This window comes from Paenibacillus sp. FSL M7-0802 (genome assembly GCF_038004945.1).
Lineage (GTDB): Bacteria > Bacillota > Bacilli > Paenibacillales > Paenibacillaceae > Paenibacillus > Paenibacillus polymyxa_B.
In genome coordinates this window covers 1275525-1289679 of sequence record NZ_JBBOSD010000001.1, presented here as the reverse complement: position 1 = coordinate 1289679, position 14155 = coordinate 1275525, and the positions used below count along the sequence as shown (strand labels likewise).

Below are 14155 nucleotides of genomic sequence, written 5' to 3'. Positions count from 1 at the left end.
AAAACTATTGAAAAATAGATTATGCTTTTGGGAAGCCAGCTTTACCGTACATTCTCTGAGTCATTCGTTAACAACACGTTATCGCTCGGCATTATCAGTTCCTTATTGGGTTTTCGCAAAATCCTCATGTATAAAACTCCGTCAACAAATAATTGACGGAGTTTAATTGCTCTCTTTCACTTATTCACTTCAATCAGCCCATCCGGTTTTTCCCGATTAGAGAGTAATTCGGATACCGTGACGAAGGTGTATCCTCTCTTCTTGAGCTCGGGTAGAATAATTTTCAAGGCTTCAACGGTTTGTGTACTTTGATGTACATAATCGTGCATGAGGACAATGTCACCGTTACGGGTGTTGCGAAGGACCTTATTAGCGATGCGATGCACACCAGGTTTTCGCCAATCTAAGGTGTCCTGATGCCAGGACCATAAAATAATTTTCAGCCCTTTCTCCTTGGAGAGCTTAACCAGCGAATCGGTATAGGAGCCGCCGGGTGGCCTAAAAAGATGGGTTCCCGTACCAGTTGCCTGAACGATGCTCGCCTGAGCTTGATCCAATTCGGACAGAGCTTTGTTGCGGGAAATGTACTGAAAGGATGAGTGAAGAAAGGTATGGTTGCCAACTTCATGCCCTTCTTCTCGTTCCCGTTTGACAAGGTGAGGCAGCTTTTCGACACGACTGCCGACGACAAAAAAGGTCGCTTTAGCATCATATTCTTTAAGCAAATCCAAAATGGCAGGCGTGTTGCTTTCGTCAGGTCCGTCATCGAATGTGAGAGCGATAAGCTTACGATGGGTAGGAACTTCCCATACAATGTCGCCCCGTTCTTCGTAATAGGCCCTTCCCTTTGTAGGAGCAGGGGAGGCGTATGATGTGGCTTGTGCATTGGTAGATGGAGTGGGGCAAGAGCTGATACACAGTAAAGAAACAGCGATTCCAGCGCACAGCAAACGGTTATATTTCATAAGGCTTCTTCTCCGTTCTAACGTATTCTCACATTAGCTTGCCAAGAAGAAGCATATACCATTCCTCGTTTCTGAAATTCATCCATTCCAATCACTTAAAATTAGATCTAATTGCTTCTTCAGCAAGGCGCAGATTACGGAGTTATGCTCAAAAAGAGTGATAGCTTGCTTGTTGATAACATCCTGTACCCATGATAAGTTGTACATATCCATCCTTGGTTTCAATGTGCAGTTGAGGTAGGTCATTGTCCAGTTCGTGAGAGTCTTAATCTAACGAAAAATGAAGAGGTCGACGGGACAAGCCGCAAAAGCTGATCTGAGGTCAAGGAGCTGCGACTCGTTTCTGAACTTCGAACAGGAGATGAGACGGGATGAAAACAAATGAAAAAGAGTTGCGAGCTATTAGTCTGACGTTAGAAGCGGGCGAACACATCCGATCATATATGGGGTGTACGTATGATTTGAAACAGAGCTCCCAGAAGATATCGCTTCATGGAATGCTGGCAGTGACGTCCGAACGAATCATCTTTTATTCCTGCACTATGGGTACTCCTTGGGTCAAGTTCATCAATTATCACCATATTTCACTGGCTAAGCTAGATAAGGATTTGTCGGATTCTAGGGGGAACATCACGCTGATCAATCAGGGTGTGAACGAGGTGTTCACCCACCTGCCGAGTGGAGATTGTATAGAGGGCTTTGTAGCTGTACTAGAGCAAGAAGCAGGTATCTCTTGTGAGAACTAATGATTATGGAAAACAAATAACTAAAACCTCCAACTTCGTAATGTGCCAAGAAGGCTCCTTACAGAATTTGGAGGTTTTTTTGTCTTTTAATTAGAGAGAGATATGGATCGAGCGCTAACTCAATAGGGTTATAACCAATAAATTATATAATACCAGCGGCAGAATGACATTGTTGTAGGCATAGGAGCGATCAGGGGTTGTGGTGCCTGAGAAGGGTGAGTGATATTGCTGAGGGACTCTCAGATACAAATGATCCGCATCGATGTGCACAATCGTTCCTTCATATACTTGATGATCCATCGTTTGGACCCTGACCGTGTGATTCATGTAGGGGCTTAATTGATAATGCAAATGATCGCGGATATTTTTGAGTTCGGCCTGTAACTCCGGTCTAGCTTGATATAAAGTTTGCGGACTGACGGTGTTGTACGGCATTCGCCTCTAACCTCCATACCATGTAATGATGCATCGTATGCAGGAGTCTATGTCTTTGTGCTCATACCTATAGAGAGTTGCTTTTACAAAAAGAAAAAACATTAACATTTTACTCCAGCCCACTTGACGTTCTCTTTACATCGAAACGATACACTTACTGAGGTTGGTTTGAAAAGAAAGGGGCGATCCGTTTTGGGTGAGCTTAACAAATCTATGGGACTGGGGACGAGGAGTCAGCAACAGACTTCGTCTAAAGCCCGTATACGCACGGGTTCGCTAAAAATTCAAAGACTGCGCGAAAACGCGCTGGCGTATACCTTTTTGGCTCCATCGCTTATTTTGTTTGCTGTATTTATGTTTTATCCGATGATCAAGTCCGTTTATCTCAGCTTGCATTCTACAGATCCCGCAGGAAACGTTGCAGCTTATGTGGGGTTAGATAATTTCACTACACTTTTCAGCTCGGGACTGTTTCTGCAAGGGATTAAGGTGACACTCCTGTTTGCACTGCTAACAGTACCAGTAGGTATTTTATTGGCGCTGGTACTGGCTGCACTTACACACAGTAAATTACGGGGAATGCGTATCTTCCAGTTTGCCTTTTCGCTGCCGATGGTGTTGTCGGTCGGTTCATCTGCGGTCATTTGGAAATTTCTTTTTCATCCGACACTGGGGATGTTCAACTATGTGCTTTCCCTGCTACATATCAATCCGGTTCCATGGCTGACCAGCCCGGATTGGGCGCTGTTCTCAGTAGCCATGATGACCATCTGGATGAATCTAGGCTTCAATTACATTATCTTATCAAGCGGACTTCAAGGGATTCCAGATGACATGTATGAAAGTGCCAAAATGGACGGAGCTGGCCCGCTCGTCACGTTCTGGCGTATCTCCATGCCACTGTTATCACCGACGATCTTTTTTGTAACAGTAGTTTCCATCATTGGAGCCTTCCAGTCTTTTGCTCAAATTAACATTTTGACCAAAGGCGGCCCGGTGAACAGTACGAATGTATTCGTGTATTCCATCTATCAGGAAGCTTTCGTTAATTTCCGGTTTGGAACGGGGAGCGCGCAGGCGATTGTCTTGTTTGCTGTCATTCTGCTGCTCACGATGATTCAGTTCAAATGGGTGGAAAGAAAGGTGCATTACCAATGAAAAGACACCTGAATTCAACATTGCTGTATGTGCTGCTTACGATTGCAGCTGCTCTCATTTTGTATCCGGTTATATATACGTTTTTTATGGCAGTCATGTCGCCGGAGGAAGCAAGCGCTTATCCACCAAGCTTTCTTCCACATTCTTTTCATTTGGCGAATTTCACTGAAGTGTTTGAAATTGTTCCGATTGCAGCCTTTATTGGAAATACATTTCTCATTTCGGGTCTGACCATGATTGGGCAGCTGATTACAGCTAGCTTGGCGGCCTACGCTTTTGCCAAAATGGAATTCAAGGGAAAAAACTTCATTTTCAGCATGTTTGTAGCGACGATGATGATCCCTTGGGAAGTGACCATTATTCCGAACTACCTGACGGTACGAAGCTGGAACTGGCTTGATACATATCAAGGATTGACGGTTCCTTTTCTGGCGACGGCATTCGGAACATTCCTGTTAAGGCAATTTTTTCTCCAGCTTCCCAAGGAACTGTTCGAGGCGGCTCGTATGGATGGGTGCGGGCATATCCGTTACTTTCTGTTCCATGTGCTTCCGTTATCGCGCCCTGCGCTCGGAACACTGGCTGTGTATTCGTTCCTGAATATGTACAATTCGTACCTCTGGCCTTTACTGATCACCAATAGCGAGAATATGCGCACGGTACAGATCGGAATATCCATGCTCGAATTTCAGGAATCGACTTCATGGAATTTGGTATTTGCGGGTACGGCCCTTGTCATTTTACCGTCTCTGCTCCTGCTGATCTTTGGACTAAAACAGTTGGTTCGTGGAATGGCAGCGGGCGCGCTTAAAGGCTGATCACATATGTCAAATGAAAAGCAACACCTGCGCAAGCAGCCCATATACAGAGCTTCAACACACAAGAATACGCAAGAGAATGCCAATTCAAGAATCATTTAATCAAAGGGAGAGAAGAGAGATTATGGGATTTTTTCGTCTGAAAAGTGCATTGACCCTGCTTATTCTGACTGCCATGGTGGTTGCAGCAGGTTGTAGCAATAATACTGCTGCAGAGAAGCCTAGTAATGGTAGTGATGGGGGAGCAACGGCTTCTCCAGTGAAGCTGACTTGGTGGCATTCGATGTCCGGTAACGGTGAAAAAGCAATCAAGCAGATCGCTGCTGACTTTAACGCCAGTCATAAGGACATTCAGGTAGAGCCAGTATATCAAGGCAAATATGATGACAGCTTGAACAAGCTGAAAGCGTCGCTTGGTTCCAACAGCGGACCGGACATCATTCAGGTATACGAAATCGGTAGTAAATTTATGATCGACTCCAAAATGATCACACCCGTACAACAATTTATTGATGCAGATAAGTTCGATCTGTCGCAGCTAGAGCCGAATATTACACGATACTACACGATAGATGGTAAATTGAACGCCATGCCGTTCAATACGTCAAACCCGATTTTATATTACAACAAGGACGCATTCAAAGCCGCAGGACTTGATCCAGCTAATCCTCCGAAAACGTATGATGAGTTCGAAAAGGCTGCAAAAGCCTTGAGCAAGGATGGTAAATCCGGTGCTTCCATTGCCATCTACGGCTGGTTTATGGAGCAACTGTTTGCCAATCAGAACGCGGATTATGTGAATAATGGCAATGGTCGTGATCAAGCGGCAACGGAATCCATGCTGAATTCGGATGCCGGTGTAAAAACGCTGACGTGGTGGAAGAAAATGATCGATGAAAAGGTTGTATCCAATCTGGGACGTAACTCGGACGACACGGCAAAAGCTTTTTCCGCAGGACAAATTGCGATGACGCTGGATTCCACCGCTTCGCTGCGTAATATTGTGGAGCAGGTTGGCGATAAATTTGAAGTAGGCACAGGATTCCTGCCAAGAGCCAATGAAGCTAAAGAAGGCGGCGTGGTTGTAGGCGGCGCAAGCTTGTACATCATGAACAACAAGCCCGAAGCTCAGCAGAAGGCAGCATGGGAGTTCATTAAATTCGTCGCTTCCCCAGCTGTACAGGCACAATGGAGTGTAAATACCGGGTACTTCCCGATCACGAAAGCAGCCTATAACGAGAAGGTACTCAAAGATAATATGGTAAAATATCCGCAATTCCAGACGGCGGTTGACCAATTGCACGCATCGGCACAATCCACCGCTACACAGGGCGCGGTGATGGGCGTATTTCCAGAAGCGCGTCAAATCGTAGAAGGTGCAATTGAGGCCGTTCTGAGTGGCCAGCAACAGCCAAAACAGGCATTGGATCAAGCTGCACAAGAAATTACAGGCAAAATTGCTCAATACAATCAAACCGTAAAAAAATAGTCGGCCTTCCCTTAAAATCGGTTGATAATCTGTAGAATGGCCCCCTTATCATCCGATTTTATGACATAACGGATCGAATGAGTGACCCCCTCACTTATTCGATCCGTTTTTGCATTTTCATTTTTAGAATGAGTGTTTAGACGAAATGTCTAAAATGAATTATTTTCATTTTTCCTATTGCTGGATAACTAAAAATGGGCTTATAATAAATACATAATTTTTGTACTGGACGGTCAGTTCAAAAAAGGAGGAAGCATGAAACAGCAGACAAAGGAAATTATTTTTAACGGCGCACTCAAAGCTTTTTCCGAACGAGGCTTTAATGAAACAAATATGGAGGAAATCGCCAAGGTATGCGGCATAGCCAAGGGCACCCTGTATTACAATTTTAAAAACAAGCAAGATTTGTACATTTATATTTTGAAGATGGGGATGGAGCGTTTTGTCCGGGATATCCATGAAGCAATGGCTCATACTCCTAAAGATCAGGTGGAGCTTAGGGTTCGTAAGCTGATCCAAGTACATATTGAGTTTATTGTGAGAGAGCCGGACTTTTGCCGTCTATTGGTCAGTAAGGGCTGGGTTTCACAAGAGCAGCATTTTAATATTAGGCAGGTGCTGGCTGATTATTTTGATTTTATGGAGGCAGAGATCGATTCCGGTAAGTTATATGGGAAAATTTCAAGTAAGCTGGATGCCAAAACAACAGCCAATTGCTTATTTGGGATTTACATTTTCGCTCCGATGCGGTCTATGGTTTGGGGCGAAACGATGAATCTGCAAGAGGTTCGAGAAAGTATTGAAGTATTTGTGTGTAATGCATTGGGCATGCAACATTAATAGACAGATGGAGTGATGAGAACATGAAAGCTAAAAAATATACGATTTACGTCGTACTTATTATTTTAATCGCGGTTGGAATATATGCCTTGACTGCTTTTCCACGGGGTGGAAGCAGCTTGTCTGCGGATCAGTCTTCTTCCATTCCTACGGCTTATGTGGAGTCGGATACCCTCAATGCCAGCTTTAAAATGGCAGGACGGATTGACCAGATGCTCGTCAAAGAAGGCGATCAGGTTAAAAAGGGGCAGGTGTTAGCACATCTGGAAAGTCGCGAGTTAGAAGATAAGGTGAAGCAGGCACAGGCGGCATTGCTGGCAGCCAAGAGTAATGTATCCAAAGCAAAAGCTGGAGTGTTGCAGGCTCAAGCAGGAGTAGGCCAGGCACAGGCCACTGTGAGTGCTGCTCAGGCCAAGAAAAGCCAAGGTACGACATCGGTCAGTGTGACCGCAGAGGCTTCCTCCAGCCAGATTGAACAGGCCAAAGCGGCTGCGAACGCCGCCAAGGCAAAACTGGATGCCCTCAAGAGCGGGGCAAGACCGCAGGAGCTTGAGCAATTGCAAGTATCTGTGAAGATAGCCAAGGAAACGCTGGACCTGACCGTTAAAAATTTGGAGCGTGCCAAAAAGCTTCAAGAAGCCGGAGCAGCAACCCAGGCATCTTTGGATCAAGCGACATTGGAACATCAACAGGCAGTGGCCAAATATAATGCAGAGTCGCAAAAATTGGATATGGCACGGGAGGGAAGCCGCAAGGAGGAAATTACGGCGGCTGAAGCTCAATACCGTCAAGCCTTGGCTGCGGTGAAGGAAGCACAGGCAGGAGCGGGCAAAGTTGCTGTACAACAGGAAGATGTCAAAGCTGCTCAGGCTTCGGTAGAGCAAGCGCAATCCGCTGTGAAGGCGGCGCAATCCACAGTTGAGCAGGCTCAATCTGCGGTTGCAGGTGCCAATGCTCAGGTAGCCCAAGCGGAAGCCGCGCTTCAAGAGGCTCAGACCTATTTGAGCTACACTACGCTATATGCGTCAGAAGATGGAATCATAAAATCCAAGTCGCTTAGCTTAGGTGAAATGGCTAGCGCAGGATTCCCGGTCTATACCATTGAAACTTCGACACAACGTTGGGCTAAATTCTATGTACCTGAAACGTCTCTGAACGGTCTTCAAGCAGGGGATACAGTCCAAATTAAATTGCTGTCTGGCGGTAAGGAGCTGAAGGGTAAAGTCATTCTGTTAGAATCGGCTGCGGACTTTGCCATTCAAAAACCGAGCCAAAGCTCCGGTGACAAGGATGTCCGTTCCTTCGGTGTTAAAGTAGCATTGCCAGACCTTGCTGCTTCGGTTCCAACAGGCTCCACGGTTCTGTTTACAGGCAAAGGGGCGCAGTAATATGCAGGATTCACAGGAAAGACTTCGTATCCGCGATGTGTTTCGCGAGGAATGGCTGAGCATCTTCCGGGACCGCCGCTTTATGGCTATTCTGCTGATTACGCCGATTGTGTATACGATACTATTCGGCTTCCTATATTCACATCAGCGGATTACCGAGATGCCTGTCACAGTGTACGATGGAGATAATTCACAGCTCAGTCGCCAGATCATTCAGGCGTTCGATTCGACCGACTCATTTGCCGTTACACGGCAAGCGACCAATCAGGAAGATGCTGTCCGTCAGGTAGAGACCGGGGAAGCTAAGGTCGGAATCGTCATTCCCGACAACTTTACGACTCGGCTTAAGCATGGGGAGAACCCACCCGTGCTCACGCTGATTGACGGCAGTAATATGATGTATTCCAATAGTGCCAGTCGGATTGCGAATCAGGTCATTAGCAGCGTGAGCGCTGGAGTATCGGTCAATTCCATGAAACAAAAGGGAATGAACGCCGATCAGGCCGCGTCGACGCTGACTACCATCCCGTTCCGATCCAGAGTGCTATTTAACCCGGTATATGATTATAAGCTTTTCATGCCACTAGGGGTTATCTCTGCGGCTCTCCAGCAGTGTTTGCTGCTTGGTATCGCGTTGTCCTGCACGCGTGATAAGGAAGCAGGGACTTGGGGAAGATTTGGTGCATGGAGAAATACCCCTTGGCGTTTGGCTATTGCCAAACTGGCACCGTATTATGCAGCGGGAGCTTTCAATGTGCTGACTGTATTCAGTATCAGTGCTTTATGCTTTGATATTCCGTTCAGGGGACAGGTACTGCCGTTGATTTTAGTGTCGCTGGCCTTTAACTTTGCATTGTGCGGGTTAGGATTCCTATTCAGTCTCTTTTCCAAGACTAGAGTGGATGCGACCCAAACCCTGATGTTGATTGCTGTTCCTTCCTTTATGCTATCAGGCTATACGTGGCCATTAGAGGCAATGCCCGGCTTCTTGCGGGGGCTTGCTGAAATATTGCCACTGACGTATTACCTGGATGCTGTACGGAATATCACGCTCAAAGGACTGGATATCACATACATCTTCAAAGATATGATTGCCTTGGGCGTCATTGGTTGTGTGAGTCTGCTGGTGTCCTTCGCGATCTATCCGTTATTCTTTAGACAGCACCAGACGACAGGGCAGCATGCCGATGTGCCTGCTCAAGAAGGATTCACGCTAAAAGGCTGAGAGCAACTTTAAATATGAATAAGCAAAAGGCAGATCAGGAGTAAACCCTGATCTGCCTTTTGCTTATTCATATGGTTTAAAAGTGGAAAAAATATTATTGCGGCGGCTTAAGGTCCTCGATAGAATCAATCGGTACATAGGATGGAACGACAAGCCCGGACATAACGCCAGTCATGCTGGTTCCGATGTCATCCACCTTATCCTTATATTGAGCCCAATAATCAGCATGCGTCAATGGAAGCCAAGCGGCAGCAGTAGCATCTACACTTCCGCCGGCCACGCCAGTCCACATTGGGCCGATTTCCACTTGCAGGGCTGTTACTTTATAGCCCAATTTTTGTTCCAATACATATTTCAATACGTTCGTACTAGCAATTTCAGAATCCCAAGCAGCGTAGCTCAGCTTCAAAGGATCACCGTTGACGGGCTGTAGACCCTTGATCCATTCCTGAACCTTGTCAGGATGTTTATCAGCCCAGTTCTTGGCAGCCTGCTGTGGGGCAGTACCGTCCTGAATCGCGATCATCACTTCACCCATATCTTCAGCAGTCCACTTAAATCGGCTTAGAAATTCATAAGCCACTGGAGCATCCTGCTTCAAGCCTTTGCGGGCGATGGTATGAATTTCTTCCTTATCACCGTACGCTTTTTTAGGATCTTTCAAGTATTTTAAATCATATTTATTAAACATCCAGTGAGGAGTCCAACCTGTTACGACGATAGGCTGCTTGGCTTTGATAGCTTTATCCAGTGTAGCGGTCATAGCAGCCCCAGAGCTTTCAAGCAGCTTCCAGTCGGATAAGCCATAGTCATTCATAGCTTTAGCGGTCAGCTTCATTAGTCCGGCTCCAGGGTCGGTACCGACAATGCGGTAGCCGACCTCTTTGCCAAAGTCCCCAGTTGTGGCGGAAGCCGGAGCCGCTTCGGCTCCGTTATCCTGCAAATCAGTAATCGATTTAACATCCATGTAAGCTGGAACGACTAATCCGGTTTTAACACCACTCATATTAGCCCCAAGATCGTCGAGCTTATCCTTGTATTTAGCCCAGTAATCCGCGTGGGTTAACGGCAGCCATGCCGCAGGTGAAGCATCTACATCACCACTAGCGACACCCGTCCACATAGGACCTGCTTCCACTTGCAGTGCGGTTACTTTATAACCTAGTTTGTTTTCCAAAATATATTTCAGCAAATTCGTGCTGGCAATTTCAGAATCCCAAGCCACATAACTTAGCTTGAAGGTGTCACCATTGACAGGTTGCAGTCCTTGAGTCCATTCCTGAACCTTGTCGGCATGTTTCTCCGCCCAATCCTTGGCAGCTTGCTCAGGACTGGTTCCGGCTTGAATGGCGACCATCATTTCACCCATATCTTCTGGTGTCCATTTGAAACGTTTCAGAAACTCATAAGCGATAGGAGCATCCTGTTGCAATCCTTTACGGGCAATCGTATGAATACCCTCGGCTTCACCATAAGACTTCTTAGGGTCTTCCAAATATTTGAGATCATACTTGTTGAACATCCAGTGAGGAGTCCAACCTGTAATAATGATCGGTTTTTTCGCTTTAATGGCTTTGTCCAGTGTGGCCGTCATGGCTGCACCGGAACCTTCAACGAGCTTCCAATCAGACAAATTGTAGTCTTGAATTGCTTTGGCAGTCGATTTCATAATGCCTGCCCCGGCATCAATACCGATAATTTTGTAACCGACTTCTTCGCCAACCGGGTTGGCAGCAGCGTTACCTTTGCCAGATGCGGAATGATCCGTACCAACAAAATATTGAGATGCACCAGCGATCAAAATGACAGCTGTAACTGCAGAAGTAATCCATACTTTTTGCTTGCTGGATACGCGGCTTTTGCCTTTTTGCGTAGGTTTAAACAGGTTTTGCGTAAAACGGTCAAGCACAATAGCCAGAACGACAACAGCTAGGCCGGCTTCAAAACCTTTACCGATTTGCAGCTGTGTCACAGCACGGTACACAACAGCACCGATGCCTTCTGCACCGATCATGGAAGCAATAACAACCATGGACAGTGACAGCATAATCGTCTGGTTAATACCAGCCATTAAGGTAGGCAAAGCCAGTGGAAGCTGAACTTTGAACAGCTTTTGCGCAGATGTTGAACCGAAAGCGTCTGAGGCTTCGATCAGCTCACCCGATACTTGCATAATACCCAAGTTGGTCATACGAATGGTTGGGGGGATAGCAAAGATAACAGAAGCGATAACACCTGGTACAACACCTAGGCTGAAAAAGGTAACCGCTGGGAGCAAGTACACGAACGCAGGCATCGTCTGCATAAAATCAAGTAAAGGCGTGATAATGCGTGATGCGGATTTACTGTATGCACACCAGATCCCGATGGGAATCCCGATAACAATGGATACGAGCGCAGACGTGATGACCAGTCCCAGCGTATTCATTGTTTCACTCCAATAGCCGAGATTATCAATTAGCAGGAAGCCGATGACAGTAAACAGCGTAAGCTGAACCCGCCCGATCATAAAGGCGATAATCCCGATAATCACGATGAACACCAGAGGGTGCGGAAGCATGAACAGGCCTGAGAAAAAGCCTACTACAGCTTCTATAATGGAAGAAATAACATTAAACAATCCAGCCAGATGAATACCCATCCAGTCGACAATGGATTGAATCCACTCAGCGATTGGCAGTTTCGGTATCATGGGCATTCACCTCCTTCATAGTGGTAACATCTCCACCAAGTGCGCCGAGCAATGCTCCACGGACGATAACGCCCAGTAGCTTCTGCTTATCATCGACTACAGCCAGCGGCACTTTGGACGAGCTTGTAATTTCAAACAAATCATTAATGACAGTCTCGGCAGGAACCTGCGGTCCGTCAGTGATCAAAATATCTTCAATCTTCAAATTGTTGCGCAGTGCATGCACAGCATCCTCGGCGTTAATAACACCCAGTAGCTTTTTGGTGCGGTCAATGACGAACAAATTGGAAATCCCACGCTCCCGCATCAATTCCAGAGCCACACGCGGACCACGATCCATGGTAATGGTTTCTGGACGAAGCATGACATGAGCAGCCGTCAATACCTTGGACAGATCCACATCCTCGACGAAGCGGGCTACATAAGAGTTAGCCGGTTGGATCATAATTTCTTCCGGTGTACCGATTTGTACGACCGCACCGTCTCGCATCAATGCAATCCGGTCACCAATCCGCAACGCTTCATCCAGATCATGGGTGATAAACACAATTGTTTTCTTCATTTTATCTTGAAGCTCCAACAGCTCATCCTGCATGTCACGGCGAATAAGAGGGTCCAATGCACTGAACGCTTCATCCATCAGGAGCACTTCAGGGTCATTAGCCAGCGCCCGTGCCAGACCGACACGCTGCTGCATACCGCCACTCAATTCATCGGGCATTTTATCGCCCCAGTTTTTAAGACCAACTAGTTCCAGCGCTTGTTGCGCTTTTTCCTGACGCTGTGCTTTTTCTACCTTTTGAATTTCAAGACCATATTCTACATTCTCTAATACAGTCCGATGTGGGAACAGGGCGAATTTTTGAAAAACCATGCTGATGGTTTTACGACGAACTTCGCGAAGTTGTTCTTTGTTCATCTTACGGAGATCTTTGCCGTGGACCAGAATTTCACCGGAGGTAGGCTCAATCAAGCGATTTAGCATTCGCACCAAGGTGGACTTGCCACTGCCCGATAGCCCCATAATTACGAAAATTTCACCTTGCTTAATTTCCATGTTGGCCTTATTGACACCAACAGTAATCTGTTTTTCTTTGGCCAACTTTTCCTTGCCCCAGCCTTGCTCCAGGAGCGGAACACCTTGCTCTGCGTGAGGACCAAAGAGTTTGCTGACATTTTTGACTTCCAAAATCGTCATACATACACCTCTTCTTTCTATACTTTGCTTGGTATTAACCCCTTGTTGCATTAAGGATTGAGTATAAAAATCATAATTCTGAACATCCTGAACGGTTAATGACAAAATTAATTGTAACAGAAGCATTGCTTACATTTCAAACAAAAAAACTGTTCATAAAGTACGTACAGAAAAAACTGTACAAAGTTTCCTTTGATATGCTCCTTCGTTCTATAGAATGCTCAAACATTCGGAACTTTACAACCGATAGTGCTTTTTTTAAAATAGACAATGAAATATAACCATAAGAAAAAGATTTATGTATATCCATAATTTTAAAAGTTTACTATCATTAGCAATTTTGCGAATTATGATTTTGAACGATCCATGCTGTTGTAATATAGACAGAAGCTTTGTTTTTGAAACATTTCATTTATATTGAAAGATTTCATACATTGCGTCAAAGCTAATCTTTTACGGGTAAATCGTTCATACTAGGTTGTGCAAAATGCTCTAAAATTAGGAGGTTGCAAGCATGAGCTTGTACCAGTTAGGTGATGAGCAGCAGGCTTCGCTGCAAAAAATTCGCAAACGTGTTATAGAAGCTATAGGTAAAAACATGGACCTGTATGGGATCACTTTGTCTGCGGGGCATTTATACGGTTTGCTTTTTTTTGCGGATAAACCGATGACGCTGGACGAGATGGGCCGTGAAATGGAAATGAGCAAAACGAGCATGAGTACAGGAGTTCGAACATTATTGGATCTGAAAATGGTAAATAAGGTATGGAGCAAGGGCTCACGCAAAGACTTGTATGAAGTCGAATATGACTGGCATCAAACCTTCACTGATTTCTTCGCTATTAAATGGAGAAAAGCGGTAGAAACAAATTTACTGGTGTTGCGCAAAGCCATTGATGAGCTGGACAGATTGATGAATCAGGGTGAAGAGTACGAGGAATTTAAGGCGATTCTTCAGCAGGATCGTATGAAAATGAAGCAGGCCGTGGCCTATTACAAGTGGCTAGACCGACTAATTGACTCTATGGAAAGCGAAGAAATTTACAAGCTGATTCCCAAAGAAGAAGTTCGGGATTAATCGCTATTTCCCTATCTTGTTTATAAAAATGCCGGAGCGCAAAAGTGCTTCCGGTATTTTTTGGTTTGGCCGTGTGCAAAGGGTATAATAGAGATATGTAAAGATTGATATTATACCGTTGTG

12 protein-coding genes are annotated in these 14155 nt (G+C 45.6%); 8 read left to right on the top strand and 4 right to left on the bottom strand.

The genetic code is table 11. The features are described 5' to 3' along the window. Positions 1-176: 176 nt before the first annotated feature. Positions 177-965: a polysaccharide deacetylase family protein gene (locus MHB54_RS06460; protein WP_071559023.1), complete on the bottom strand. Its 789-nt coding sequence runs from the start codon at positions 963-965 to the stop codon at positions 177-179. Positions 966-1336: 371 nt separating this feature from the next. Here MHB54_RS06460 and MHB54_RS06455 point away from each other — a divergent pair, with 371 nt between their 5' ends. After that, entirely contained in the window at positions 1337-1711 is a 375-nt protein-coding gene (locus MHB54_RS06455) for a PH domain-containing protein (RefSeq protein WP_023987571.1), read from the top strand. A 114-nt stretch (positions 1712-1825) separates the two neighbouring features. On the opposite strand, the gene MHB54_RS06450 is transcribed toward MHB54_RS06455, so the two are convergent. Next, positions 1826-2146 carry a hypothetical protein gene (locus MHB54_RS06450; RefSeq protein WP_023987572.1) on the bottom strand — a complete coding sequence of 107 codons (321 nt, stop codon included), beginning with the start codon at positions 2144-2146 and terminating at the stop codon, positions 1826-1828. A gap of 192 nt (positions 2147-2338) precedes the next feature. Here MHB54_RS06450 and MHB54_RS06445 point away from each other — a divergent pair, with 192 nt between their 5' ends. The 6 genes from MHB54_RS06445 (at position 2339) to MHB54_RS06420 (ending at position 9064) form a co-directional block, all read left to right on the top strand. Continuing rightward, positions 2339-3304 carry a carbohydrate ABC transporter permease gene (locus MHB54_RS06445; RefSeq protein WP_023987573.1) on the top strand — a complete coding sequence of 322 codons (966 nt, stop codon included), beginning with the start codon at positions 2339-2341 and terminating at the stop codon, positions 3302-3304. Further along, a complete protein-coding gene (locus tag MHB54_RS06440) occupies positions 3301-4122 on the top strand; it encodes a carbohydrate ABC transporter permease (RefSeq protein ID WP_023987574.1) in 822 nt (273 codons plus the stop codon). Before MHB54_RS06445 ends, MHB54_RS06440 begins: the two co-directional genes overlap by 4 nt. Positions 4123-4246: 124 nt before the next feature. Then, positions 4247-5611: an ABC transporter substrate-binding protein gene (locus MHB54_RS06435; protein WP_264454052.1), complete on the top strand. Its 1365-nt coding sequence runs from the start codon at positions 4247-4249 to the stop codon at positions 5609-5611. A gap of 255 nt (positions 5612-5866) precedes the next feature. Beyond that, the gene (locus MHB54_RS06430) at positions 5867-6451 is read left to right on the top strand and encodes a TetR/AcrR family transcriptional regulator (RefSeq protein WP_023987576.1); all 585 of its coding nucleotides are present in this window, start codon (positions 5867-5869) and stop codon (positions 6449-6451) included. A gap of 23 nt (positions 6452-6474) precedes the next feature. Continuing rightward, a complete protein-coding gene (locus MHB54_RS06425) occupies positions 6475-7839 on the top strand; it encodes an HlyD family secretion protein (RefSeq protein ID WP_023987577.1) in 1365 nt (454 codons plus the stop codon). Position 7840: 1 nt separating this feature from the next. Then, positions 7841-9064 (top strand): ABC transporter permease, encoded by a 1224-nt coding sequence (locus MHB54_RS06420; protein WP_071559022.1) that lies wholly within the window; start codon positions 7841-7843, stop codon positions 9062-9064. A 94-nt stretch (positions 9065-9158) separates the two neighbouring features. Here MHB54_RS06420 and MHB54_RS06415 read toward each other — a convergent pair whose 3' ends face one another. Next, a complete protein-coding gene (locus tag MHB54_RS06415) occupies positions 9159-11756 on the bottom strand; it encodes a glycine betaine ABC transporter substrate-binding protein (protein WP_023987579.1) in 2598 nt (865 codons plus the stop codon). Next, positions 11731-12954: a quaternary amine ABC transporter ATP-binding protein gene (locus MHB54_RS06410; RefSeq protein WP_028543061.1), complete on the bottom strand. Its 1224-nt coding sequence runs from the start codon at positions 12952-12954 to the stop codon at positions 11731-11733. Before MHB54_RS06410 ends, MHB54_RS06415 begins: the two co-directional genes overlap by 26 nt. Before the next feature lie 514 nt (positions 12955-13468). On the opposite strand from MHB54_RS06410, the gene MHB54_RS06405 reads away from it, so the two are divergent. Then, positions 13469-14032 (top strand): GbsR/MarR family transcriptional regulator, encoded by a 564-nt coding sequence (locus MHB54_RS06405; RefSeq protein WP_028543060.1) that lies wholly within the window; start codon positions 13469-13471, stop codon positions 14030-14032. Positions 14033-14155 lie beyond the last annotated feature (123 nt).

Bases quoted from the DNA above. Each gene is read 5' to 3' on its own strand.
- MHB54_RS06460 (WP_071559023.1), bottom strand. From the start codon at position 965: ATGAAATATAACCGTTTGCTGTGCGCTGGAATCGCTGTTTCTTTACTG.
- MHB54_RS06455 (WP_023987571.1), top strand. From the start codon at position 1,337: ATGAAAACAAATGAAAAAGAGTTGCGAGCTATTAGTCTGACGTTAGAA.
- MHB54_RS06450 (WP_023987572.1), bottom strand. From the start codon at position 2,146: ATGCCGTACAACACCGTCAGTCCGCAAACTTTATATCAAGCTAGACCG.
- MHB54_RS06440 (WP_023987574.1), top strand. From the start codon at position 3,301: ATGAAAAGACACCTGAATTCAACATTGCTGTATGTGCTGCTTACGATT.
- MHB54_RS06435 (WP_264454052.1), top strand. From the start codon at position 4,247: ATGGGATTTTTTCGTCTGAAAAGTGCATTGACCCTGCTTATTCTGACT.
- MHB54_RS06430 (WP_023987576.1), top strand. From the start codon at position 5,867: ATGAAACAGCAGACAAAGGAAATTATTTTTAACGGCGCACTCAAAGCT.
- MHB54_RS06425 (WP_023987577.1), top strand. From the start codon at position 6,475: ATGAAAGCTAAAAAATATACGATTTACGTCGTACTTATTATTTTAATC.
- MHB54_RS06420 (WP_071559022.1), top strand. From the start codon at position 7,841: ATGCAGGATTCACAGGAAAGACTTCGTATCCGCGATGTGTTTCGCGAG.
- MHB54_RS06415 (WP_023987579.1), bottom strand. From the start codon at position 11,756: ATGATACCGAAACTGCCAATCGCTGAGTGGATTCAATCCATTGTCGAC.
- MHB54_RS06410 (WP_028543061.1), bottom strand. From the start codon at position 12,954: ATGACGATTTTGGAAGTCAAAAATGTCAGCAAACTCTTTGGTCCTCAC.
- MHB54_RS06405 (WP_028543060.1), top strand. From the start codon at position 13,469: ATGAGCTTGTACCAGTTAGGTGATGAGCAGCAGGCTTCGCTGCAAAAA.